The sequence below is a fragment of the Variovorax paradoxus B4 genome, assembly GCF_000463015.1.
Lineage (GTDB): Bacteria > Pseudomonadota > Gammaproteobacteria > Burkholderiales > Burkholderiaceae_C > Variovorax > Variovorax paradoxus_E.
On the sequence record NC_022247.1, the window covers coordinates 939,867 to 962,210 of the forward strand.

The window sequence follows — 22,344 nt, forward strand, 5'->3', positions numbered from 1 at the left end:
TGGACAAGTGGTAAGGCCAATTCAGAATACGATCCGTACCGCGCCGTCGCCATCGGGCCAAACCCTGAACGGCCGCTTCCATCTTTCAAGGAGACATGCATGAGACTCAAGGGCAAGACCGTGCTCGTGACGGCCGCCGGACAAGGCATCGGCCACGCGAGCGTGCTCGCCATGGCCGCCGAAGGCGCGCAGGTGTGGGCGACCGACGTGAACGAGAAGCTGCTCGAGCGCTACGCCGGCGTCGCCAACGTGCGCACGGCGAAGCTCGACGTGCTCGACAAGGAAGCGATCGGCGCCTTCTTCAAGAGTCTTCCCGCGCTCGACGTACTGTTCAACTGCGCCGGCGTGGTGCACAACGGCACCGCACTCGACGCCACGGACAAGGATCTGGAGTTCGCGTTCAACCTGAACGTGCGCGCGCAGTTCTGGACTATCCAGGCTGCGCTGCCCGGCATGCTGGCCGCAGGAAGCGGCAGCATCATCAACATGGCGAGCGTGTGCTCGAGCATGAAGGGCCTGCCCAACCGCTTCGTCTACGGCACCACCAAGGCCGCGGTGCTGGGCCTGACCAAGAGCGTGGCGGCCGACTTCGTGGCGCGCGGCATCCGCTGCAATGCCGTCTGCCCGGGCACGGTCGACACGCCTTCGCTCGGCGAGCGCATCAACGCCAACGAGGACCCTGACGCAGCGCGCAAGGCCTTCATTGCGCGCCAGCCCATGGGCCGGCTCGCGCAAGCCGAGGAAATCGCGCCCGTGGTGGTGTTCCTGGCCAGCGACGAATCGGTGTTCGCCACCGGCCAGGCCTTCACGGTCGACGGCGGCATCACCATATGAACCAGCTCGACTTCGCGGGCCGCCATGCGGTGGTGACCGGCGGCGCGGCGGGACTGGGCTACGGCATCGCCGGGCGGCTGATCGCCTCGGGCGGCAGCGTCACCCTGTGGGACCGCGACGAGGCCGCGGCCGCCAAGGCCGCAGCGTCGCTCGGCCCCAAGGCCTTCGCGGTGAAGGTCAACGTGGCGCAGCAGTCTTCCGTGGCCGCGGCCGTGGCGGCCACGCTGGCGCATTCGCCGCGCATCGATGCGCTGGTCAACAGCGCGGGCATCACCGGCCCCAACACCAAGCTGTGGGATTACCCGGTGGACGATTGGCGGCAGGTGATGGACGTCAACATCAACGGCGTGTTCCTGTGCTGCCGCGAAGTGGTGGTGCAGATGCGAACACAAGGCTACGGCCGCATCGTGAACATCGCTTCCGTGGCCGGAAAAGAGGGCAACCCGAACGCCAGCGCCTACAGTGCGAGCAAGGCCGCGGTGATCGCGCTCACCAAGTCGCTGGGCAAGGAACTGGCCGACACCGGCATCCGCGTCAACTGCGTGACGCCCGCGGCGGTGAAGACCGCCATCTTCGACCAGATGACACCGGAGCACATCGCGTTCATGCTCTCAAAAATCCCGATGGGCCGCTTCGGCACGGTGGAGGAGGTGGCCGCGATGGTCGGCTGGCTCTGCACCGAAGATTGCTCGTTCTCCACCGGCGCCGTGTTCGACCTCTCCGGCGGCCGCTCCACCTATTAATCAGTCTCCCAAAGAAAGGATCACATGAAACTCGTTCGCTATGGCAATCCCGGCAAGGAAAAGCCCGGCCTCATCGACGACAACGGCCAGCTGCGCGACCTGAGCGCGCTGGTCAAGGACATCGGGCCCGAGCAGCTCGGCGACGCCGCGCTTGCCAAGCTGCGCAAGCACAAGGTCGACAAGCTGCCGCTGGTCAAGGGCAAGCCGCGCTTCGGCAGCCCGGTGGCCAACGTCGGCAAGTTCATTGCCATCGGCCTGAACTACGCCGACCATGCGGCCGAGTCCGGCCTGCCGATTCCGAAGGAGCCGGTGGTCTTCATGAAGGCCACCAGCTGCATCCAGGGCCCGAACGATCCGGTCATGCTGCCCAAGAACTCGGTCAAGAGCGACTGGGAAGTCGAGCTCGGCGTGGTCATCGGCGCGCGCGCGCGCTACGTCTCGCAGAAGGATGCGCTCAACTTCGTGGCCGGCTACTGCACCATCAACGACGTGAGCGAGCGCGAGTTCCAGATCGAGCGCGGCGGCACCTGGGACAAGGGCAAGGGATGCGACACCTTCGGGCCCATCGGCCCCTGGCTCGTGACGCGCGACGAAGTGCCCAACCCGCAGAAGCTGTCGATGTGGCTTGACCTCAACGGCAAGCGCATGCAGACCGGCAGCACCAGGACCATGATCTTCAGCATCGCCAAGATCGTGAGCTACCTGAGCCAGTTCATGACGCTTCTGCCCGGCGACGTCATCACCACCGGCACGCCGCCCGGCGTGGGCCTGGGCATGAAGCCGCCGCTCTACCTGAAGAAGGGCGACGTGATGACGCTGGGCATCGAAGGCCTGGGCGATCAGCGGCAGGAAGTGATTCCGTTCAAGCTGTAAGCCAACAAGCGAACAGCCAGGAAACGGCGCGGCGGGCGATGTCCCGGCGCGCCGTTCTTGTTTGTGCGGCGTCGGTTTTAAATGTCCCATTGACAGAACATTGAAACTGCAAAAACATCAAAGGCATGTCGCAGATGCCTTTGCCGAAGTACCACCAGATCTACCTGGTCCTGCGTGAGCAGTTGCACGAAGGCCGTTTCGCGGAGGGGCTGCCCGGCGAGCTCGCGCTCATGGCGCAGTTCAACGTGGCGCGCGTCACGGTGCGGCGCGCGCTCGAGCAGCTGTCTTCCGAAGGCCTGATCGCGCGCAACCCGGGGCGCCGCACGCGCGCGCTGCCGCCCGTGCTCGCGGGCGAAGCGAACAACGGCAACAGCATGGAGCGCGCCAATCTGCGCGGCCTGCTCGAGAACCTGGTGACGATGGGCCTGCACACCTCGGTGAAAGTGATCGAGGTGGCCACCATCACGGCCTCCACCCAGGTGGCCGAGGCGCTGCAGCTGCAGCTGGGCGACCCGGTGCAGAAGGCGGTGCGCGTGCGCTCCACCAAGGAAGGTCCGCTCTCGCACATCACCACCTACGTGCCCGACACGATCGCGCGCCGCTTCGGCCGCCGCGAGCTGTCGAAGAAGCCCATCCTCGTGCTGCTCGAGGAATCGGGCGTCAAGGTGGGGCGTGCGCACCAGACCATCTCCGCGCGCCTGGCCGACAACCTGATCGCGCAGCACCTCGACGTGTCGGTCGGCTCGGCCCTGCTTGCGGTGCGCCGCCTGATCTACGACGAGGACGAGCGGCCCGTGCAGTGGCTGCACGGCCTCTACCGCCCCGACCGCTACACCTACGAAATGCAGCTCTCCCGCGTGGGCGGCATCGACGCGAAGGTGTGGGTCAGCAAAGACGTGTCAGCCAAGTTCAACTGAAGAAAAAGGAAAGCCCCATGCAGAACCGCCGCAGTTTCGTGTCGCAGTCCGCCGCCCTGGCCACCGCCGTCGCCTTCCCGCTCGTGGCCGGCGCGCAGCCCAAGACCGTCAAGGTCGGCGTGCTGCATCCGGTCACCGGGGCGCTGGCCTATTCGGGCCAGCAATGCCGCCTCGGCGCGCTGATGGCCATCGAAGACATCAACGCCGCCGGCGGCATCAAGGCGCTCGGCGGTGCGAAGCTCGAGGCCCTGCTGGGCGACGCGCAATCGCAGCCGCAGGCCGGCGCGGCCGAGGTCGAGAAGATGAACGAGGCCGGCGTGTCCGCCATCGTGGGCGCCTACGCCTCGGCCATCTGCCTGGCGACCACGCAGGCGGCGGCCAAGTACAACCTGCCGCACGTGGTCGACGTGGGCGTGGCCGACCAGATCGTCGAGCGCGGCCTGAAGAACACTTTCCGCTTCGGCCCCGGCTACAAGAAGTCGACCGAGGTGGCCATGGCCAACCTGCTGGTGCTCAACAAGGCCGCAGGCAACCCGGCCAAGACCGTGATGATCATTCACGAAGAGTCGCTGTTCGGCGCCGGCACCGCGCAGCTGCTCTCGCGCGAGCTGCCGGGCTACGGCTTCGAGGTGAAGGAGGTGGTGAAGCACGCCAACCCGACGCGCGACTTCAACAACATCGTGCTGCGCATGAAGTCGATCAACCCGGACATCGTGATCCCGGCCAACTACTACAACGAATACGCGCTGCTGGTGCGCACCATGCAGCAGCAGAAGGTGGTGCCCAAGGCGATCTTCTCGGTGCTGGGCGGCGCCGCATCGAGCTACAAGTTCGTGAAGGAGTTCCCGGACGCGGCCAACGGCATCATCGACTGCAACCACTGGTTCAACCCGAAGGACAAGCGCTCGCAGGAGCTGCGCAAGCGCGTGGAGGCCAAGGGCCAGTTCTTCAGCTACGAGGTCTTCATGACCTACACCTCGATGTGGCTGCTGGCCGATGCGCTGGAACGCGCGAAGTCGGCCGGGCGCGCCGCGATCATCGATGCGCTGGAGAAGAGCACCTTCTCGAATCACATCATGCCGTACGGCCCCACGAAATTCGTCAATGGGCAGAACGAGGGGGCGCAGCCGCTGATGACTCAGGTGGTGAAGAACGACATCAAGGTGATCATTCCGCGCGACTACCGCGAGGTCGATCCCGTGTTCCCGCTGCGCGCAGCCTGAAACGGAAGGCGGGATGTTCGATTTCGGCATTCTTTTCCCGTCGGTCCTGAACGGGCTGACGACGGGCGCGGTGTACGCACTGATCGCACTGGGGCTCACGCTGATCTACGGCGTCCTGCACATCATCAACTTCGCGCACGGCGCCAGCCTGATGCTGGCGCTGTATGCGGTGTACTTCCTCAAGGAGCGGCTGGGCATCGACCCGTACCTCGCACTGCCCATCGTCGTGCTCGGCATGTTCGCGCTCGGCTATGCGCTGCAGCGCAGCGTCATCAACCGCGCGGGCCACGGCAAGGACGAGAACATCCTGCTCGCCACGCTCGGCATCGCCATCGTCATGGAGAACCTCGCGCTGCTGTTCTTCAAGTCGGACACGCGCAACATCGACACCGCCTATTCGCTCAGCACCGTCGCCATCGGCCCCGCGATGATCGCCGTGCCCAAGCTCGTGGCCTTCGCGGGGGCGCTGGTGGTGTCTGGCATCCTGTTCTGGATCATGGGCCGCACCGACCTCGGCCGCGCCATCCGCGCCGTCGCCAAGGAGAAGGAAGGCGCCAAGCTCATGGGCATCGACGTCGACCACGTCTACGCCATGAGCTTCGGCATCGGCCTGGCCTGTCTCGGCGCAGCCGCCTGCTTCCTGCTGCCGGCCTACTACGTCAACCCGCAGGTGGGCGGCGGCTTCGTGCTCGTGGCCTTCACCATCGTCGTGCTCGGCGGCATGGGCAGCTTCGTCGGCGCGCTCATCGGCGGCCTCCTGGTCGGCGTGGTCGAGTCGCTCGGCGGACTTTATCTTGGCGAGTCGCTGGGGCAGATCGGCATCTTCGCGATCTTCATCGGCGTGGTGCTCTTTCGTCCGCAAGGCATGTTCGGAGCCAAGGCATGAGCGCGGGCAACAGGCAACTCGCCGGCATTGCGCTCTTTGCCGTGCTGGTCGGCTGCGTGCCGCTCGTCACGAAGTCGGGCGTGACGCTGAACTTCGTGATGATGGCGCTCTACGCCACGCTCATCGCGCAGGCCTGGAACATCCTCGGCGGCTTCGGCGGGCAGTTCTCGTTCGGGCATGCGCTGTTCTTCGGCACGGGCGCCTACGTCCAGGCCATCGCCCAGCTGCAGGGCGGCATCAACGCCTGGGTGGCGCTGCCGCTGGCCGTGGCCGGCGCTGCGCTGGTCGGTCTCTTCGTGGGCGCGCTCAGCTTCCGCTATGGCCTCAAGGGCTCCTACTTCGCGCTCGTCACGCTGGCCTTCGCGGAGGTGTTCCGCATCCTCGCGCTGTCGGTGAACTTCACGGGTGGCGGCGTCGGGCTGATGGTGCCGCTGCGCGAATCGGTGGCCAACCTGCAGTTCGCCTCGCGCGCCGGCTACCTGTGGGTGGTGCTGGCCATGGTGGTGCTGGCGCTGCTCGTGACCTGGTGGCTGCGCAACGGCCGCTTCGGTGCCTACCTCCAGGCCGTGCGCGACAACGAGGATGCGGCGCGCGCCGTGGGCGTGAACCCATTTCGCATCAAGCTCGCGGCCATCGGCCTCTCGGCCGCCTTCATGGGCGCGGCCGGTGCCTTCTACGTGCAGGTGTTCCAGTACATCGACGCCGGCATCGCCTACGGCCCGGCCGTGTCGGTCGAAGCCCTGGTGGCCGCCATCGTGGGCGGCATGGGCACGCTGTGGGGCCCGGTGCTGGGTGCGGTCGTGCTGCACCTGCTGTCGGACCTCACGCGCAACCTGTTCGGCGAGCTGCCGGGCATCAACATGGTGATCTACGGCACGGTGCTGGTCGTGATCGTGATCTTCCTGCCGCGCGGCGTCGCCGGGCTGGGGCTGTCGGTGCGGCAGCTGTGGAATGCGAAGCAGGGAGGCCGCCATGACTGAGGCGCTGCTGGCCGTGGGCGGACTCTCGCGTTCCTTCGGCGGACTGAAGGCCGTGCAGGACGTCAGCCTGTCGGTGAAGGAGGGCAGCCTGAGCGCGCTGATCGGCCCCAACGGTGCCGGCAAGACCACGCTCTTCGCGCTGATGTCGGGCTTCCTCAAGCCCGACAGCGGCACCGTGCGCTTCGCGGGCCAGGACATCACGGGCCGCGAGCCGCACCGCAATGCGCTGCTCGGCATGACGCGCACCTTCCAGATCGTCAAGCCCTTTGCGGCGCAGACGGTGCGCGAGAACATCGCGGTCGGTGCGCACCTGCACCTGCGCGGCCGCCGCGAGGCGCTGGCGCATGCCGAGGCCATCGCGCTGCGCGTGGGCCTCGTGCCCCAGCTCGACAAACCCGCGTCGGACCTCACGGTGGCCGGCCGCAAGCGGCTCGAACTGGCGCGTGCTCTGGCCACGCGCCCGCGCCTGCTGCTGCTCGACGAAGTGCTTGCCGGCCTCAACCCGCAGGAGATCGCCGAGATGATGCCGGTGGTGCGCGGCATTGCCGACGGCGGCGTCACGGTGCTGATGATCGAGCACGTGATGCAGGCGGTGATGCACCTGGCCGAGCATGTGTGGGTGCTGGCGCAGGGCCAGCTGATTGCCGAAGGCAGCCCGGCGCAAGTGACCTCCGACGACAAGGTCGTCGAGGCCTACCTGGGCCACGGCACCGCGGCGCGGCTGCGCAAGGCCGCATCGGGAGCCACGGCATGACCGCGCTTCTGGAGATTCAAGGCCTGCGCGGCGGCTACGGCCGCGTCGAGGTGCTGCGCGGCGTCGACCTGCAGGTGAACGCCGGCGAAATGGTCGCGCTGCTCGGCAGCAACGGCGCGGGCAAGTCCACCCTCAACAAGATGGTCTGCGGCCTGTGCCCCGCCTGGAGCGGCAGTGTGCGCTTCGACGGCAAGGACCTGAGTGGCGCGCACTACCGCGACGTGGTGAAGGCCGGCCTGATCCAGGTGCCCGAGGGCCGCAAGGTGTTTCCCAACCTCAGCGTGCTGGAGAACCTGGAGCTCGGCTCCTTCACGCGGGCGCGCGAGCGCCGCGCGGCCAACGTCGAGAAGATGTTCCACATCTTCCCGCGGCTCAGGGAACGCATGGCGCAGCACGCCGGCACCATGAGCGGCGGCGAGCAGCAGATGCTGGCCATCGCGCGCGGGCTCATGGCCGAGCCCGTGCTGCTGATCCTCGACGAGCCCTCGCTCGGGCTTTCGCCGCGGCTGGTGGAAGAGATGTTCACGCTGATCCGCGAACTGCGCGACGGCGGCCTCGCGGTGCTGCTGGTGGAGCAGAACGTGGGCCAGTCGCTCGAGATCGCCGACCGCGCCTACGTGCTGGAGAACGGCAGCGTTCGCTTTTCGGGCCTGCCCGGCGAACTGCTCGGCAGCGACGAACTGCGGCGTGCCTACCTGGGGCTCTGAAGCCCGCATACCCATTGGGATACCCCCGATTTCCCCGGAGACAAGACATATGAAGAGACGCGACACCCTTCTTTTCCCACTGGCCGCCGCCTGGGCCGGCAGCGCCTTCGCGCAGATCGGCAATGCGCCGGTGCGCATCCTCGTCGGTGCGCCCGCGGGCGGCTCGACCGACACGCTGGCCCGTTCGCTGGCCGTCAGCATGGGTCCGGCGCTCGGCCGCACCGTGATTGTCGAGAACCGGCCCGGCGCGGGCGGCAACATCGCGGCCGATGCCGTGGCCAAGGCCGCACCCGACGGCAACACGCTGCTGATGAGCTTCACCAGCCATGCGATCAATGCCACGCTCTACCCGGCGCTGCCTTTCGATCCGGTGAAGGATTTCACCGCGCTCACCTGCGTGGCGACGTCGCCCTCGATTCTCGTCGCGCATCCGTCGGTGCCCGCGAAGGACGTGCGCGAACTCATCGCACTCGCCAAGGCGAAGCCGGGCCAGCTCAACTTCGCGATCGGCGCGGTGGGCTCGTCGCTGCACATGGCGGGCGAAGCCTTCAAGATGCAGTCGGGCGTCGACATCGTGAACATCCCCTACAAGGGCACCTCGCCCGCCGTGCAGGACGTGCTCGCCGGCCAGGTGCAGCTGATGTTCGCGGCCGTGGGCAACGTCAAGGCGCACATCCAGGCCGGCAAGCTCGGGGCGCTGGGCGTGACCACGGCCAGGCGGCTGCCGGCCTTTCCCGAGGTGCCGGCCATTGCCGAGGCGCTGCCGGGCTACGAGTCGAGCGCATGGTTCGGCCTCTTCGGCCCGGCCCGCATGCCGGCCGAGCGCGTGAAGCAGATCGGCGATGCCGCGCGCCATGCGCTGCAGCAGGCCGACATGCGCCAGCGCCTCGACACCGAGGGTGCGATCCCGGTGGGCAATTCGTCCGAACAGTTCGCCGCCTTCGTGCAGAGCGAGATCACGCGCTGGGCCAAGGTCGTCAAGTTCTCGGGAGCCAAGCCGGAATGACCTCCAACGCTCCAGACCGCGCGCCGGCGCAGACGCTGGCGCAGAAGCTCATCGCGCGCGCCAGCGGCCGCGCGCAGGTGGCGGTGGGCGAGATCGTGACCTGCGGCGTCGACATGGCCATGTTCCACGACTCCTCCGGTCCGCGCCGGCTGCAGCCGATGCTCGAGGAGCTCGGCGCGCAGATCTGGGACCGCTCCCGCGTGGTGCTCGTCATGGACCACTACGTGCCCGAGCGTGACGACGACTCGCGCCGCATCGTGCGCATTGCGCGCGACTGGGCGCGCGACCAGCAGCTGCCACACGTGTACGACAGCCAGGGCATCTGCCACGTGGTGGTGCCGCAGCACGGCCACATCCGCCCCGGCATGCTGTGCGTGGGTGGCGATTCGCATTCGCCCACGGGCGGCGCATTCGGCGCCTACATGTTCGGCATCGGCAGCACCGAGATGCTGGGCGTGATGGTCACCGGCGAGATCTGGCTGCGCGTGCCGGAAACCATCCGCATGTGGTGGGACGGCGCGCTGCCCGCCGGCGTGACCGCCAAGGACATGATGCTTCACATGGTCGGCCGCTTCGGCATGAACGGCGGGCGCTACCAGGCGGTGGAGTTCGCCGGCCCGGCCGTCACCGCGCTGTCGATGCAGGAGCGCATGACGCTCTCCAACATGAGCGCCGAGCTGGGTGCGCAGGCCGGCCTGATCGCACCCGACGCCACCACCGCCGCGTTCCTCGCACAAGCCGGCGCCCCGCAGGTCGACATGGCACCCTGGTTCACCGACGAAGGCACCGTGCTCACGCACCACTGCTTCGACGCCGCCACGCTCGAGCCCTACGTCGCCGCGCCGCACAGCCCGGCCAACGCGCACGGCGTGAGCCGGTACCTGGGCACGCATGTCGACGTGGCCTACATCGGCGCCTGCACCGGCGCCAAGCTCGACGACCTGCGCGCCGCGGCCCAGGTGCTGCGCGGCCACAAGGTGGCGGCGGGCATCCGCCTGATCGTGGCGCCGGCCAGCCTGCACGACCAGGAGCGGGCGCGCGAAGAGGGCGTGCTGCAGGTGCTGATGGACGCCGGCGCCGAACTCTTCCCGACCGCCTGCGGCGCCTGCTCGGGCTACGGCGATCCGATGGGCGACGACATCACGGTGATCTCGACCACGGCACGCAACTTCAAGGGCCGCATGGGCTCGCCGACCGCGCAGGTGTACCTGGGCTCGCCCTACACGGTGGCGGCGGCCGCACTGCGCGGCTGCGTGACCGACCCGCGCGAGGTGCTCGCATGACTGCCGATACCCTGCACCGCCCGCACCGGGTGTGGCGCCTGGGCGCCGACATCGACACCGATGCGCTCGCGCCCGGCCATGCGATGAAGCACGGCATCGACGTCATCGCGAAGCATTGCCTCGAAGCCATCCGCCCCGATTTCGCGCGCGACGTGCGCCCCGGCGACGTGATCGCGGCCGGCCCGAACTTCGGCATCGGCTCGTCGCGCGAGCAGGCCGCGGCCGTGCTCGTGCAGCTGGGCGTGGCCGCGGTGATCGCGCCTTCGTACAGCGGCCTGTATTTTCGCAATGCCTTCAACGTGGGCCTGCTGCTCTTGACCTGCGCCGAAGCCGAGTCGTTGCAGGACGGCGAACGCATTGCGCTCGACACCCGCACGCCCGCGGTGCGCACCGCCGGCGCGCGCACGCTCGCCTGCGAGCCCGTGCCGGGCTTCCTGATGGAAATGGTCGATGCCGGCGGCCTGCTGCGACTGCTGCGCCAGCGCATGGCCGCGAAGAAGGAAGCCGATGCACAGCACTGAACGCGATCCGCAACGCGCCGTGCTGCAGGCCACGGTGGCGCTGCACGCGGCGCAGCCGGCCACCGCCGAGGCCGCCTTGCAGGCGCGGCGCCTGTTGGTCGACACGGCCGGCTGCGCGCTCGCGGGCCGGCATGCGAGCGAAGTGCAGCGCCTCGAAGCCGCGCTTGCGGCCTGCGAACCCGGCGACTTTTCCTTTCCCGGCGGCCCGCCGATGGCGGTGCAGGCCGCCGCGCAGGTGCTGGCCATGGCCGCGACCTGGGACGAGGCCTGCGAAGGCCATGCCCTCGCGCACGGCCGGCCCGGCGTGCCGCTGGTGGCGGCGCTGCTGCCGCTCGCACTGCGGCGCGGTGCCAGCTTTGGCGAGTTCATCGATGCCTTCGTGCTCGGCTACGAGGTCGGCGCGCGCTGCGGCGCCTGGCTGCGCATCAGGCCCGGCATGCATGTCGATGCGAACTGGCCCGCGCTGGGCGTGGCGGCCGGCGTGGCGCGCCTGCTCGCGCTGCCGCCGGCGGGCATCGTGCAGGCCATCGACATCGCGGCCTGCCAGCTCGCGACCAGCCTCTACCTGCCGGTGCAGCAGGGCCGCACCGCGCGCAACACCTACCTCGGCCACAGCGCATCGCTGGGGCTGCAGGCGGCCTTTGCCAGCGCAGCGGGCATCGACGCGCCGGACGGTGCGCTGGCTCACTACGCGCACACGCAGTCGGCCGCGACCGCGCAGCCGCTGCCCGATGCGGCGACCTTGCTGCTGCGCGATGCCTACCTCAAGCCCCTCGCGGCCGTGCGCCACGTGCACTACGGCGCCACTGCCGCGCGCCGGATCCGCGAGCAGCTGGCCCAGGACACCACCGGCATCCAGGGCGTCGTGCTCAAGATATACGAAGAGGCGGTCGTCTACTGCGGCAACCGCGCGCCGCGCACGCCGATCCAGGCGCAGTTCAGCCTGTCTTTCGGCGTCGCGGCGATGCTGCGCTTCGGCGATGTCGATCCCTCGGCCTATGCCGCGCCGCGTTTCGACGATGCCGAGCTGCGGCGGCTCGAAGCCCTGGTCGTGCTCGAAACCGATGCCGGCCTGACGGCGCGCAGGCAGCGCGGCGCCACGCTCCAGGTGTCCCACGCGGGTGGCACGCTCGAGGAAACCGTCGGCACCATCGCCGGCGATGCCGCCCACCCGCTCGACCGCGCGGCGCTCGTCGCCAAGTTCGCGCACTACGCCGCGCACAGCGTGCCGGGCCCGAAGGCCGTGCGCTTCTGCGAGGGCGTGCTGGACGCGCCCGCCGGCATCAGCCTCCGCGCGCTGTGGCAGCAGCTTGCCGCCGCCTGAACCATCCATCACTCTCACCACCTACCCACCATGAAACTCCTGCGCCATCTCGCGAGCACGCTCCTCGTCTGCCTGCCGCTGGTCGCCGCCGCGCAGGCGGGCGACTTTCCGAACAAGGCGATCCGCATCGTCGTGCCGTTCCCGCCGGGCGGCGCCACCGATGCGGCGGCGCGGCTGGTCGCCGTGAAGATGGGCGAGCACTGGGGCCAGCCGGTGGTGGTCGACAACCGCGCGGGCGCGGGCGGCAACGTCGGCTCCGACCTCGTCGCCAAGGCGCCGGCCGACGGCTACACGCTGGTGATGGGCGTGACCGGCTCGCATGCGATCAACACCTCGCTCTACAGCAAGATGCCCTACGACCCGGTGGCCGACTTCGTCGCCATCAGCCAGGTGGCGGTGGTGCCCAACGTGCTGGTGGTGCATCCCTCGGTGCCCGCGAAGAACCTGGCCGAGCTCGTGGCGCTCGCGAAGAAGGAGCCCGGCAAGCTCAACTACGCCTCGCTCGGCAACGGCACGGCCGCGCACCTGGGCATGGAAATGCTCAAGTCCGAGGCCGGCGTCGACATCGCGCACGTGCCCTACAAGGGCAGCGCGCCGGCGGTGTCGGACCTGCTCGCAGGGCAGGTGCAGATGATGGTCGACGGCCTGCCTTCGGCGCTGCCGCACGTCAAGGCCGGCAAGCTGCGCGCCATCGCGCTCACCAGCCTGCGCCGCGCGCCGTCGCTGCCCGACTTGCCGACCATCGCAGAGACCTACCCGGGCTTCTACGCCGATGCATGGTCGGGCCTGTTCGCGCCCAGGGGCACGCCGCAGCCCGTGGTGGACAAGCTCTCGGCCGAGGTGCAGCGCATCCTGAAGCTGCCCGACGTGCGCGAGAAGCTCACGGCGCTGGGCGCCGAGCCCGTGGGCTCCACCCAGGCGGAATTCGCCGCGCACGTGAAGCGCGAGATCGACAAATGGGCCAAGGTCGTCAAGACCAGCGGCGCGAAAGTGGACTGAACATGAACGACACCCTCGACCCCGTCACGCTCGCCGTGCTGCGCGGCCGCCTCGAACAGGTGGCCGACGAGATGGACGCGACGCTCTACCGCAGCGCGTTCAATCCCATCATTGCCGAGGCGCACGACGCCTGCCACGGCCTGTACGACGCCACGACCGGTGACACGCTGGTGCAGGGCAAGTCGGGCCTGCCGGTGTTCGTGGGCGCCATGGCCTTCGCGGTGCGCGCCACCGCCAAGGCGGCCACGCCGCGCGGCGGCATGAAGGAAGGCGACATCTGGATCAGCAACGACGCCTACGACGGCGGCACGCACGCCAACGACTTCAAGCTGGTCAAGCCCTTCTTCCGCAATGGCAGGCTCTACTGCTACATGGCCTCGGCCGCGCATTGGCACGACGTGGGCGGCGCGGTGCCCGGCAACTACAACCCCGCGGCCACCGAGTGCTGGCAGGAAGCGGTGCAGATTCCGCCCGTGCGCATCGTGCAGGGCGGCGTGCTCGATGCCGACGTGCTCGCCATCCTGCAGGCCAACACGCGCCTGCCCGACAGCCTCTGGGGCGACCTCAACGGCCAGCTCGCCGCGCTGGAGCTCGGTGCGAAGCGCCTGCACGGCCTGCTCGACGAATACGGCGACGACCTGGTGCTGAATGCACTCGGTGAGCTGCGCGGCCGCGCGCTGCGCCTCATGCGCTCGCACATCGCCTCGCTGCCCGACGGCCGCTACAGCTTCGAGGACGTGCTCGACAACGACGGCATCGTCAACCGGCCGCTCACCATCGCGCTCGACATGACGGTGGCCGGCGACCGGCTCTCGCTCGACTTCTCGCGCACCTCGCCGCAATGCGCCGGCCCGGTGAACATCTCGCGCGCCACGGCGGTCGCAGCCTGCTACGTCGCGCTCAAGCACCTGTTCCCCGATGTGCCCGCGAACGCCGGCGTGCTCGACGCGGTCGACTTCGTCATTCCCGACAAGCTGGTGATCAGCGCCGAGCGCCCGCGCCCGGTCGGCGGCTACACCGAGACCATCCTGCGCATGATCGACGTGATCTTCAGCGCCGCCGCGCAGGCCGACCCCACGCGCGCCGTGGCGCAGGCCTACGGCACCATCAACGCGCTGTCGATCGCGGGCCACCGCAGCGACAAGGGCCGCGAAGGCCAGCGCTGGGTGATGTTCAGCTTCTTCGGCGGCGGGCACGGCGGCCATTCGGGCGGCGACGGCCTGTCGCACGGCAACGCGCCGATCTCGACCGCGACGATCCCGCCGCTCGAAATCCTCGAGGCCGCGTACCCCGTGCGCTTCACCGAGTGGTCGCTGCGCGCCGATTCGGGCGGCGACGGGCGGCATCGCGGCGGTCTGGGCGCCGTCTACGAGATCGAACTGCTCGAGAAGGACGCCGAGGTGTTCGTCTTCGGCGAGCGCGGCACCTCGCCGCCCAAGGGCATCGCGGGCGGCGGTTCGGGCGCCCTCAACGTGTTCCGCTACGAGAACGCGGGCGAGTGGCACACGCCGCCCATGGTGTCGAAGATGCGCGGCATCCAGCTCGCGCGCGGCGAGCGCGTGCGGCTCGAAACGCCCGGCGGCGGCGGCTGGGGCCGTGCCGGCGAGCGTCCCGCTTCGCAGCGCGAAGCCGATGCCGCGATGGGCTACGTCACGGCCGCTACCGGCAGCAAGCAGAAAGCATCCGAATGAGCTCCACAAGCAAATCCCTGGTCGTCGGCGTCGATGTCGGCGGCACCTTCACCGACCTGTTCGTGCTCGACGAGGCCCATGGCAGCGCACGCATCGTCAAGGTGCCCTCCACGCGCGGCGAGGAAGCGCGCGGCTTCATGAACGGCGTGGCGCGCGTGGCCGATTCGGCCGCGGCCATCGCCACCATCGTGCACGGCACCACCGTCGGCACCAACGCGCTGCTCGAACGCAAGGTGGCGCGCACCGGCATCATCACCACGCGCGGCTTTCGCGACGTGCTCGAGATGCGCCGCCGTGACCGGCCCCAGACCTGGGGCCTGCGCGGCAGCTTCGTGCCCGTGGTGCCGCGCGACCTGCGCCGCGAAGTCGACGAGCGCGTGCTGGCCGACGGCACGCTGCACACGCCGGTCGACCTGGACCAGGTGCGCGCCGAGGCGCGCTCGCTGCTCGAAGCGGGCTGCGAAGCGGTGTGCGTGTTCTTCATCAACACCTACGCCAACCCAGAGAACGAACGGCTCGCCGCGGCGGCCGTGCGCGAACTCTGGCCCAACCCGCACGTCACCTCGGCCAGCGAGGTGCTGCCCGAGATCCGCGAGTTCGAGCGCTGCTCGACGGCCACGCTCAATGCGGCGCTGCAGCCGGTGGTCGGCAGCTACCTCGGCCGCCTCGAAGCCGACCTGCGCGCGCAGGGCTTCGCGGGCGAGCTGCTGGTGGTGCAGAGCAACGGCGGCGTGATGTCGCGCCAGACCGCGAGCGACCTGCCGGTGCGCACCGCGCTCTCGGGCCCCGCGGCCGGCGTGATCGCCTGCGCAGCCATTGCACGCGCGGCGGGTTTCCCGAACGCGATCACCGGCGACATGGGCGGCACCTCGTTCGACGTGTCGCTGGTGGCCAACGGCGAGGCCGCGCTGGCCGCGCAGACCGCCATCGAGTTCGGCATGGTGATCCGCTCGCCGATGATCCAGATCGAGACCATCGGCGCCGGTGGCGGCTCCATCGCTTCCGTGGATGCGAGCGGCATGCTGCAGGTCGGCCCCGAGTCCGCCGGCAGCGTGCCGGGACCGGCGTGCTACGGGCGCGGCAACATGCGCCCGACCGTGACGGATGCGAACGTGCTGCTCGGCCGCATCGCCGCCGATCGTCCGCTGGGCGGCGGGCTGCTTGCGGCGTTGGACGCAGAGAAGTCGCGACAGGCCATCGAAGAACACGTTGCACGCCCGCTCGGTCTCGACGTGCATGCGGCTGCGGAAGCCATTCTCACGGTGGCCAATGCGCGCATGGCGGGCGCGATCCGCCTCGTGTCGATCGAACGCGGGCACGATCCGCGCCGCTTCGCCTACATGCCCTTCGGCGGCGGCGGTGCGCTGCATGTGTGCGCGATGATGCGCGAGGTGGGCGTGGCCACCGGCATCGTGCCGCGCTATCCCGGCGTGACCTCCGCCCTCGGCTGCGTGATCGCCGACATGCGCCACGACGCGGTGCAGACCCTCAACAGGCCGCTCGCCGAACTCGACGTGGCCGACCTGCAGCGCCGCATCGACGAACTCTCGGCGGCTTGCCAGCAGCGCCTCGACTCCTCGGGCGTGCGCTTCGACGACGTGCGCGAGGTGATCGCGCTCGACATGCTCTATGCCGGCCAGACGCACACGCTGCCCGTGGTGCTGGCCGATGCGGGCAAGGCGCCGATCACGGCCGCATCGATCCGCGCCGCGTTCGAGGCCGCCTACACGGCCGCCTTCGGCCGCGTGCTCGACGGCATCCCCATCCGCGTGATGAACCTGCGCTATGCGCGCATCGGCGTGCGGCCCAAGTTCGACCTGAAGGTGCTGGCACCCGAAGGGCAGGGCAGCACCGCGCCGCTGGGCACGCAGCGCGTGTTCCACCACGGCCAGTGGCACGAGGCTGTGCGCTACGCACGGCTCGAGCTGCCGGTGGCCGCGCGCATCGAAGGGCCTGCGATCCTCGAGCAGGCCGACACCACCGTGTGGCTCGAACCCGGCTTCCACGCCGAGGTCGACGCGCACGGCAACCTGCTGGTGAGGCTGTCATGAGCGCGGAAACGAAGCCTGTCGCGGCGAAGACGGCGCTGGTCATCATCGACCTGCAGAACGACTTTCTCGATGCCAAGGGCGCCTATGCGCGCGGCGGCGACACCAACCCGCCCGCGCTGCTGCTGCCGGCGCGCGTGGCCGGGGTGGCGCGCGCGCTCAAGGCCGCGGGCGGCCTCGTGGTCGCCAGCCAATTCACGCTGTGGCCCGATGCGGCCGGCGAGCCGATGGTGTCGCCGCACCTCAAGGCGCTGCGCCCCTACCTGAAGAAGGGCGACTTCGCGCCCGGCAGCTGGGGCCAGGCCAACGTCGATGCGCTGGCGGGGCTTGTCGACGTGACGGTCAGCAAGGTTGCCTATTCGGCCTTCTTCAACACCCAGCTCGACTGGGTGCTGCGCCGTGCGGGCATCGACACCGTGGCCGTGTGCGGCATCGTGACCAACGGCGGCGTGGCCAGCACCGTGCGCGATGCCCACATGCGCGACTACCGCACGCTGGTGCTGGCCGACGGCTGCGCGGCCTTCGGCGAAGAGCGCCACCAGACCTCGCTGGCCGACATGCGCAACGTGGCCGAGGTGACCGACTGCGCGGCCTTCATCGCGTCGCTCGCATGACGGCAAGCCCTTTGCGCCTCATCCGCCGCGCGGCATCGGTCGAGGCCGAGGTGCACGTGCCGGTGGCGATCGTCGGCGGCGGCGCCTGCGGGCTCACGGCCGCGTTGATGCTCAGCGACGCGGGCGTGGACTGCGCAGTGCTCGAGCGCGACGCGCTGCCCAGCGGCTCGACTGCGCTGTCCTCGGGCTTCATCCCCGCACCCGGCACCCGCACGCAGCGGGCGCATGGCGTGCAGGGCGACAGCGCCGAGCGCTTCGCCGCCGACATCCAGGCCAAGGCCCACGGCCGTGCGGCGCCTGCGCTGGTCGAGGCCTATGCGGCTTCCATCGGCCCGGCGCTCGATGCGCTGCAGGAACGGCATGGGCTGCAGTGGATGCTGCTCGACGGCTTTCTCTATCCGGGGCACAGCGTGCATCGCATGCATTCGCTGCCGCAGAGAACAGGCGCGTCGCTGATGGCTGCCTTGCAGGCCGCCGTCGAGGCGGCGGGCATTCCCGTGCTGACACAAGCGTTGGTCGACACGCTGGTGCTCGATGCCGAAGACCGCGTGATCGGCGTCGATTACTTGCGCCCCGACGGCAGCAGCGAAACGCTGGGCTGCGACGCACTGCTGCTCGCCTGCAACGGCTTCGGCGGAAATTCGGAAATGGTGCGCACGCTGCTGCCCGAGATGGCCGAAGCCACCTTCGGCGGCCACGCCGGCAACGACGGCAGCGCGATCCTCTGGGGCGAAGCGCTGGGCGCACGCCTGCGCGACCTCGGCGGCTACCAGGGCCACGGCTCGTGGGTCACGCCGCAAGGCGCGCTGATGTCGTGGGCCGTGATGATGGAAGGCGGCGTGCAGCTCGACTGCGAGGGCCGGCGCTTTCACGACGAGACGCAGGGCTATTCGGAAGCTGCCGTGCACGTGCTCGCGCAACCGGGCGGCATTGCGTGGAACGTGTTCGACGCGCCACTGCTTGCACTGGCGCGGGGCTTTCCCGACTTCTGCGAGGCCGAAGCGGCAGGTGCGTTGCGCCGCTGCGAATCGGTGGCTGCGCTGGCGGACTGCATCGGCTGCGAGCCTTCCGTGCTGCAAGGCACGCTCGACGCCATGCGCGCCGGCACGCCACCGCCCGATGGCCGCGTGTTCGCACGCGCACTCGAAGCGCCGTACTTCGCAGTGAAGGTCACGGGTGCGTTGTTCCACACCCAAGGCGGCCTCGACACCGCGCCCGACATGCGTGTGCTGCGGCACGACGGCACGCCCTTCGCCAACCTGCTCGCCGCCGGTGGCGCGGCCGGCGGCGTCTCGGGCGATGCGGTGTGGGGCTATCTTTCCGGCAACGGCCTGCTGAGCGCCGTGGCCGGCGGCTACATCGCGGCGCGCACGGCCGCTGCACTGATCCATTCGACGAAAGCGTCCGCATGACGTATCCCTCCTTCAAGACACGGCTCGCGCGCAACGACATCGTGCTCGCGCCCGGCGTGTACGACGCGCTCAGCGCCCTCGTGGCCGAGCAGGCCGGCTTCGAGGCGCTGTACCTCTCGGGCGCCTCCATCGCCTACACGCGCCTGGGCCGCTCCGACGTCGGCCTCACCACCTTCACCGAGGTGGCCGACACGCTGGCGCGCATCACCGAACGCGTGAGCCTGCCGGTGATCGTCGATGCCGACACCGGCTTCGGCAACGCGCTCAACACGCAGCGCACCGTGCGCGGCTTCGAGCGCGCGGGCGCGGCGATGGTGCAGATCGAGGACCAGACCTTTCCCAAGCGCTGCGGCCATCTCGACGGCAAGGCCGTGGTGCCCGAGCGCGAGATGGTCGGCAAGCTCAAGGCCGCGCTGGACGCGCGCACCTCGAGCGACACGCTGATCCTCGCGCGTACCGATGCGGTGGCGGTCGAAGGCCTGGAGGCCGCGCTCGACCGCGCCGAGGCCTACCTCGCCTGCGGCGTGGACGCGCTTTTCATCGAGGCGCTGCGCTCGCCCGAGCAGATGGATGCCGCCTGCCAACGCTTCGGCGACCGCGTGCCGCTGCTCGCCAACATGGTCGAAGGCGGCAAGACGCCGATCCAGGATGCGGATGCGCTGCAGGCCCATGGCTTTCGCATCGCGATCTTTCCGGGCGGCACCGCGCGCGCCGTGGTGCACACGCTGCAGGGCTACTACGCGAGCCTGCACCGGCACCGCAGCACGCAGCCCTGGCGGCCGCAGATGCTGGACTTCGACGCGCTCAACGAGGTGATCGGCACGCCGGAGCTGATGCGCACCGGCCAGAAGTACGACTGAGGCATCGCGGGCGCGGCGTCCTCAGCGCAGCACCCGCACCAGCTCGTCGTACACCAGCCGCACGCGCGCCGGCACCGGCGCGCGCTGCGGGCGGTAGACGTGGATCGGCCAGGGCTCGGGCGCCTCGGCCTCCAGCACGGGCAGCATCGCGCCTGTGCGCAGCCACGGTTCGGCCAGCGGCCCGATCAATTGCCCGAAGCCCACGCCCGCGAGCACGGCGGCGCATTCGGCATCGATGCTGTCGGTCACGAAGGCGGGCGAGGACACCGTCACCACCCGCCGCCTGCTGAAGGCCCACGGCCAGGGGCGGCCCGAGCTGCGGTCGATCAGCGCAGTGAGCGGCAGCGCCGACAGCGCATCGAGGCCCTGCGGCCGGCCCACTCTTTCGATGAGCGCCGGCGCCGCCACCACATGCAGCGCCATCTTGCCGACGGCGCGCGCCACGAAGCGCGCGTCGCGCATCGGCCCCACGCGCACGCCGATGTCGATCTGCTCGTCGACCACGTCGGCATGCTGCTCCGACAGGCGCAGGTCGAGCACCAGCCCGGGGTGCGCCGCCAGCAGCGGCGCCAGCGCCTGCGGGATGAGCCGGGCATACACGTGCGGCGCCGTGACCCGCACCGTGCCCGCATGCTGCGACAGCGCGCGCCGGTCGATCTGGTGGAACAGTTCGTCGACGCTGCCCACCGCCACGCGGGCGCGCTCGGCGAGCTGCCGGCCGAAGTCGGTGAGCTGCACGCCGCGCGTGCTGCGGTGGAACAGCGGCTCGCCCAGTTCTTCTTCCAGCTCGCGCACCGCACGCGTCACGACCTGCGGCGAGACGGACAGGCGCGCGGCCGCCTCGCGGAAGTTGGCGGCAGCGGCGGCGGTGCAGAACACGCGCAGGGCTTCGAGACGGTTGGCCATGGGGTGCTTTCAAGAGGCGGTGTATTCCAGATTGAGGAATTCTGAACTCGCAAGAGTTTCATTTACGGGAATGCGTGGATTTTCCACACTGCATGCACTTGTTCTTCTTCAACACACCCGAAAGGAATTCCCATGACATCCGTTCAAGACAACATCAAAGGCAAGGTCGCCATCGTCACCGGCGCGAGCAGCGGGCTCGGCGAATCGACCGCGCGCCACCTGGCCGCGCGCGGCGCCAAGGTGGTGCTCGCGGCGCGCCGCACCGACAGGCTCGACAAGGTGGTCGCCGACATCCGCGAGGCCGGCGGCGAGGCCATTGCCGTGGCCACCGACGTGGCCAAGCGCGCCGATCTCGAGAAGCTCGCCGCAGCGACGGTCGAGGCCTTCGGCCGCATCGACGTGCTGGTCAACAACGCGGGCGTGATGCCGCTGTCGCCACTCGACCGGCTCTTGGTCGACGAGTGGGACCGCACCATCGACGTCAACATCAAGGGCGTGCTCTACGGCATTGCCGCGGTGCTGCCGCGCATGCAGGCGCAGGGCAGCGGCCACATCGTCAACGTCGCGTCGATCGCGGGGCTCAAGGTGTTCACGCCGATCGGCACGGTCTACAGCGCAACCAAGCATGCGGTGCGCGCCATCTCCGAAGGGCTGCGCGTCGAAATGGGCAACAACGGCGTGCGCGTGACCATCGTCTCGCCCGGCGCGGTGGAGTCGGAGCTGAAGTTCGGCAGCACCGATGCCGAGAGCGCGGCCGGCGTGAAGGCGTTCTACGAGGCCAACCAGATCCCCGCCGATTCCGTGGCGCGCGCCGTGGTCTATGCCGTGGAGCAGCCCGCGGACGTGGACATCAACGAGGTGGTGCTGCGGCCGGTCTCGCAGGAGTTCTGATCCGGGAGGGCGGGCCATGGCGGTCCCGCTCCGCACCCATTAACCTTCAACCGCAGAAGGTCATTGACAGCCAAAAGTGCAAAGCCCCTGCAAAATAGAACGACCGTTCGTTTTATTCCGGAGCTTCCACCATGTCTGTCAATGCCGTTCCCGCCAAGCCGGTCCGCGCCGCCCAGAAGGGCCAGCAGACCAAGGCCGTCATCGTCGACGCCGCCCTGGCGCTGGCGGCGCAGATCGGGCTCGAGGGCCTGTCGATCGGCGCCGTGGCCGAGCTCACCAGGATGAGCAAGTCGGGCGTGTTCGCCCACTTCGGCTCGCGTGAGGAGCTGCAGATTTCCGTGGTGCGCGAGTATCACGCGCGTTTCGAGCAGGAAGTGTTTTTTCCCGCGCTCGAGGCGCCGCGCGGCCTGCCGCGCCTGCGCGCCATGTTCGCCAACTGGATGAAGCGCACCTCGGCCGAGATCGACTCGGGCTGCATCTACATCAGCGGCGCTTCCGAATTCGACGACCGTCCCGGCCCGGTGCGCGATGCGCTCGTGGAGTCGGTCAGCATCTGGCAGGCGGCCGTGCTGCGCGCCATCGTGCAGTCCAAGAGCGAAGGCCATCTGCGCGCCGATGCCGACGAGCGCCAGCTCGCCTTCGAGATCCACGGCCTGATCCTCGCGCTGCACTACGAAGCGCGCTTCCTGCAGGTGCCGGGCTCGATCGGCCGCGCCAACGTCGGCTTCGACAACATCCTTGCGCGCAGCGCCACGCCCGACGCGCCGCCCGCCGAAGCCGCGGCGGCGGCCAAGCCCGCCGCTTCCCGCCGGCTCAAGCCGGTGCGCTGAGCGGCCCCTTTTTTCTTTTTCCCTTTCAGTTTTCGACCAGGA

Annotated in this window: 22 protein-coding genes; 21 read left to right on the plus strand and 1 reads right to left on the minus strand. The window is 69.5% G+C overall.

The features are described from left to right. The first annotated feature begins 99 nt into the window (after positions 1 to 99). The 19 genes from VAPA_RS04195 (at position 100) to VAPA_RS04285 (ending at position 19,675) form a co-directional block, all read left to right on the plus strand. Positions 100 to 834: an SDR family oxidoreductase gene (locus tag VAPA_RS04195; protein ID WP_021005519.1), complete on the plus strand. Its 735-nt coding sequence runs from the start codon at positions 100 to 102 to the stop codon at positions 832 to 834. After that, positions 831 to 1,577, plus strand: coding sequence for an SDR family NAD(P)-dependent oxidoreductase (locus VAPA_RS04200; RefSeq protein WP_021005520.1), 747 nt, complete (start codon positions 831 to 833; stop codon positions 1,575 to 1,577). Before VAPA_RS04195 ends, VAPA_RS04200 begins: the two co-directional genes overlap by 4 nt. A 24-nt stretch (positions 1,578 to 1,601) precedes the next feature. Beyond that, positions 1,602 to 2,450 carry a fumarylacetoacetate hydrolase family protein gene (locus VAPA_RS04205; protein ID WP_021005521.1) on the plus strand — a complete coding sequence of 283 codons (849 nt, stop codon included), beginning with the start codon at positions 1,602 to 1,604 and terminating at the stop codon, positions 2,448 to 2,450. A gap of 134 nt (positions 2,451 to 2,584) precedes the next feature. Then, positions 2,585 to 3,367 carry a GntR family transcriptional regulator gene (locus VAPA_RS04210; RefSeq protein ID WP_021005522.1) on the plus strand — a complete coding sequence of 261 codons (783 nt, stop codon included), beginning with the start codon at positions 2,585 to 2,587 and terminating at the stop codon, positions 3,365 to 3,367. Positions 3,368 to 3,384: 17 nt separating this feature from the next. After that, positions 3,385 to 4,590, plus strand: a complete 1,206-nt coding sequence (locus VAPA_RS04215; RefSeq protein WP_021005523.1) for an ABC transporter substrate-binding protein — start codon at positions 3,385 to 3,387, stop codon at positions 4,588 to 4,590. A 13-nt stretch (positions 4,591 to 4,603) separates the two neighbouring features. Then, positions 4,604 to 5,476 (plus strand): branched-chain amino acid ABC transporter permease, encoded by an 873-nt coding sequence (locus VAPA_RS04220; RefSeq protein ID WP_021005524.1) that lies wholly within the window; start codon positions 4,604 to 4,606, stop codon positions 5,474 to 5,476. Continuing rightward, positions 5,473 to 6,456 (plus strand): branched-chain amino acid ABC transporter permease, encoded by a 984-nt coding sequence (locus VAPA_RS04225; protein ID WP_021005525.1) that lies wholly within the window; start codon positions 5,473 to 5,475, stop codon positions 6,454 to 6,456. The genes VAPA_RS04220 and VAPA_RS04225 overlap by 4 nt, the downstream gene beginning before the upstream one ends. Beyond that, the gene (locus VAPA_RS04230) at positions 6,449 to 7,210 is read left to right on the plus strand and encodes an ABC transporter ATP-binding protein (RefSeq protein WP_021005526.1); all 762 of its coding nucleotides are present in this window, start codon (positions 6,449 to 6,451) and stop codon (positions 7,208 to 7,210) included. The genes VAPA_RS04225 and VAPA_RS04230 overlap by 8 nt, the downstream gene beginning before the upstream one ends. After that, positions 7,207 to 7,917: an ABC transporter ATP-binding protein gene (locus tag VAPA_RS04235; protein WP_021005527.1), complete on the plus strand. Its 711-nt coding sequence runs from the start codon at positions 7,207 to 7,209 to the stop codon at positions 7,915 to 7,917. The genes VAPA_RS04230 and VAPA_RS04235 overlap by 4 nt, the downstream gene beginning before the upstream one ends. Positions 7,918 to 7,966: 49 nt before the next feature. Beyond that, the gene (locus VAPA_RS04240; RefSeq protein WP_021005528.1) at positions 7,967 to 8,923 is read left to right on the plus strand and encodes a tripartite tricarboxylate transporter substrate binding protein; all 957 of its coding nucleotides are present in this window, start codon (positions 7,967 to 7,969) and stop codon (positions 8,921 to 8,923) included. After that, the gene (locus tag VAPA_RS04245) at positions 8,920 to 10,206 is read left to right on the plus strand and encodes a 3-isopropylmalate dehydratase large subunit (protein ID WP_021005529.1); all 1,287 of its coding nucleotides are present in this window, start codon (positions 8,920 to 8,922) and stop codon (positions 10,204 to 10,206) included. Before VAPA_RS04240 ends, VAPA_RS04245 begins: the two co-directional genes overlap by 4 nt. Further along, a complete protein-coding gene (locus VAPA_RS04250) occupies positions 10,203 to 10,727 on the plus strand; it encodes a LeuD/DmdB family oxidoreductase small subunit (protein ID WP_021005530.1) in 525 nt (174 codons plus the stop codon). Before VAPA_RS04245 ends, VAPA_RS04250 begins: the two co-directional genes overlap by 4 nt. Next, entirely contained in the window at positions 10,714 to 12,051 is a 1,338-nt protein-coding gene (locus VAPA_RS04255) for an MmgE/PrpD family protein (RefSeq protein WP_021005531.1), read from the plus strand. The genes VAPA_RS04250 and VAPA_RS04255 overlap by 14 nt, the downstream gene beginning before the upstream one ends. A gap of 30 nt (positions 12,052 to 12,081) precedes the next feature. After that, a complete protein-coding gene (locus VAPA_RS04260; RefSeq protein ID WP_021005532.1) occupies positions 12,082 to 13,050 on the plus strand; it encodes a tripartite tricarboxylate transporter substrate binding protein in 969 nt (322 codons plus the stop codon). Between the two features lie 2 nt (positions 13,051 to 13,052). Further along, positions 13,053 to 14,741, plus strand: coding sequence for a hydantoinase B/oxoprolinase family protein (locus VAPA_RS04265; protein ID WP_021005533.1), 1,689 nt, complete (start codon positions 13,053 to 13,055; stop codon positions 14,739 to 14,741). Continuing rightward, the gene (locus VAPA_RS04270; protein WP_021005534.1) at positions 14,738 to 16,792 is read left to right on the plus strand and encodes a hydantoinase/oxoprolinase family protein; all 2,055 of its coding nucleotides are present in this window, start codon (positions 14,738 to 14,740) and stop codon (positions 16,790 to 16,792) included. Before VAPA_RS04265 ends, VAPA_RS04270 begins: the two co-directional genes overlap by 4 nt. Further along, a complete protein-coding gene (locus VAPA_RS04275; protein ID WP_021005535.1) occupies positions 16,789 to 17,403 on the plus strand; it encodes a cysteine hydrolase family protein in 615 nt (204 codons plus the stop codon). The genes VAPA_RS04270 and VAPA_RS04275 overlap by 4 nt, the downstream gene beginning before the upstream one ends. Then, positions 17,400 to 18,815: an FAD-dependent oxidoreductase gene (locus VAPA_RS04280; protein ID WP_021005536.1), complete on the plus strand. Its 1,416-nt coding sequence runs from the start codon at positions 17,400 to 17,402 to the stop codon at positions 18,813 to 18,815. The genes VAPA_RS04275 and VAPA_RS04280 overlap by 4 nt, the downstream gene beginning before the upstream one ends. Next, on the plus strand, positions 18,812 to 19,675 hold the full coding sequence (locus VAPA_RS04285; protein WP_021005537.1) for an isocitrate lyase/PEP mutase family protein: 864 nt from the start codon (positions 18,812 to 18,814) through the stop codon (positions 19,673 to 19,675). Before VAPA_RS04280 ends, VAPA_RS04285 begins: the two co-directional genes overlap by 4 nt. Before the next feature lie 21 nt (positions 19,676 to 19,696). On the opposite strand, the gene VAPA_RS04290 is transcribed toward VAPA_RS04285, so the two are convergent. Next, the gene (locus tag VAPA_RS04290; protein ID WP_021005538.1) at positions 19,697 to 20,581 is read right to left on the minus strand and encodes a LysR family transcriptional regulator; all 885 of its coding nucleotides are present in this window, start codon (positions 20,579 to 20,581) and stop codon (positions 19,697 to 19,699) included. A gap of 132 nt (positions 20,582 to 20,713) precedes the next feature. Here VAPA_RS04290 and VAPA_RS04295 point away from each other — a divergent pair, with 132 nt between their 5' ends. Then, positions 20,714 to 21,472, plus strand: coding sequence for an SDR family oxidoreductase (locus VAPA_RS04295; protein WP_021005539.1), 759 nt, complete (start codon positions 20,714 to 20,716; stop codon positions 21,470 to 21,472). 131 nt (positions 21,473 to 21,603) lie between these two features. Further along, positions 21,604 to 22,302 carry a TetR/AcrR family transcriptional regulator gene (locus tag VAPA_RS04300; RefSeq protein WP_021005540.1) on the plus strand — a complete coding sequence of 233 codons (699 nt, stop codon included), beginning with the start codon at positions 21,604 to 21,606 and terminating at the stop codon, positions 22,300 to 22,302. Positions 22,303 to 22,344: the final 42 nt, after the last annotated feature.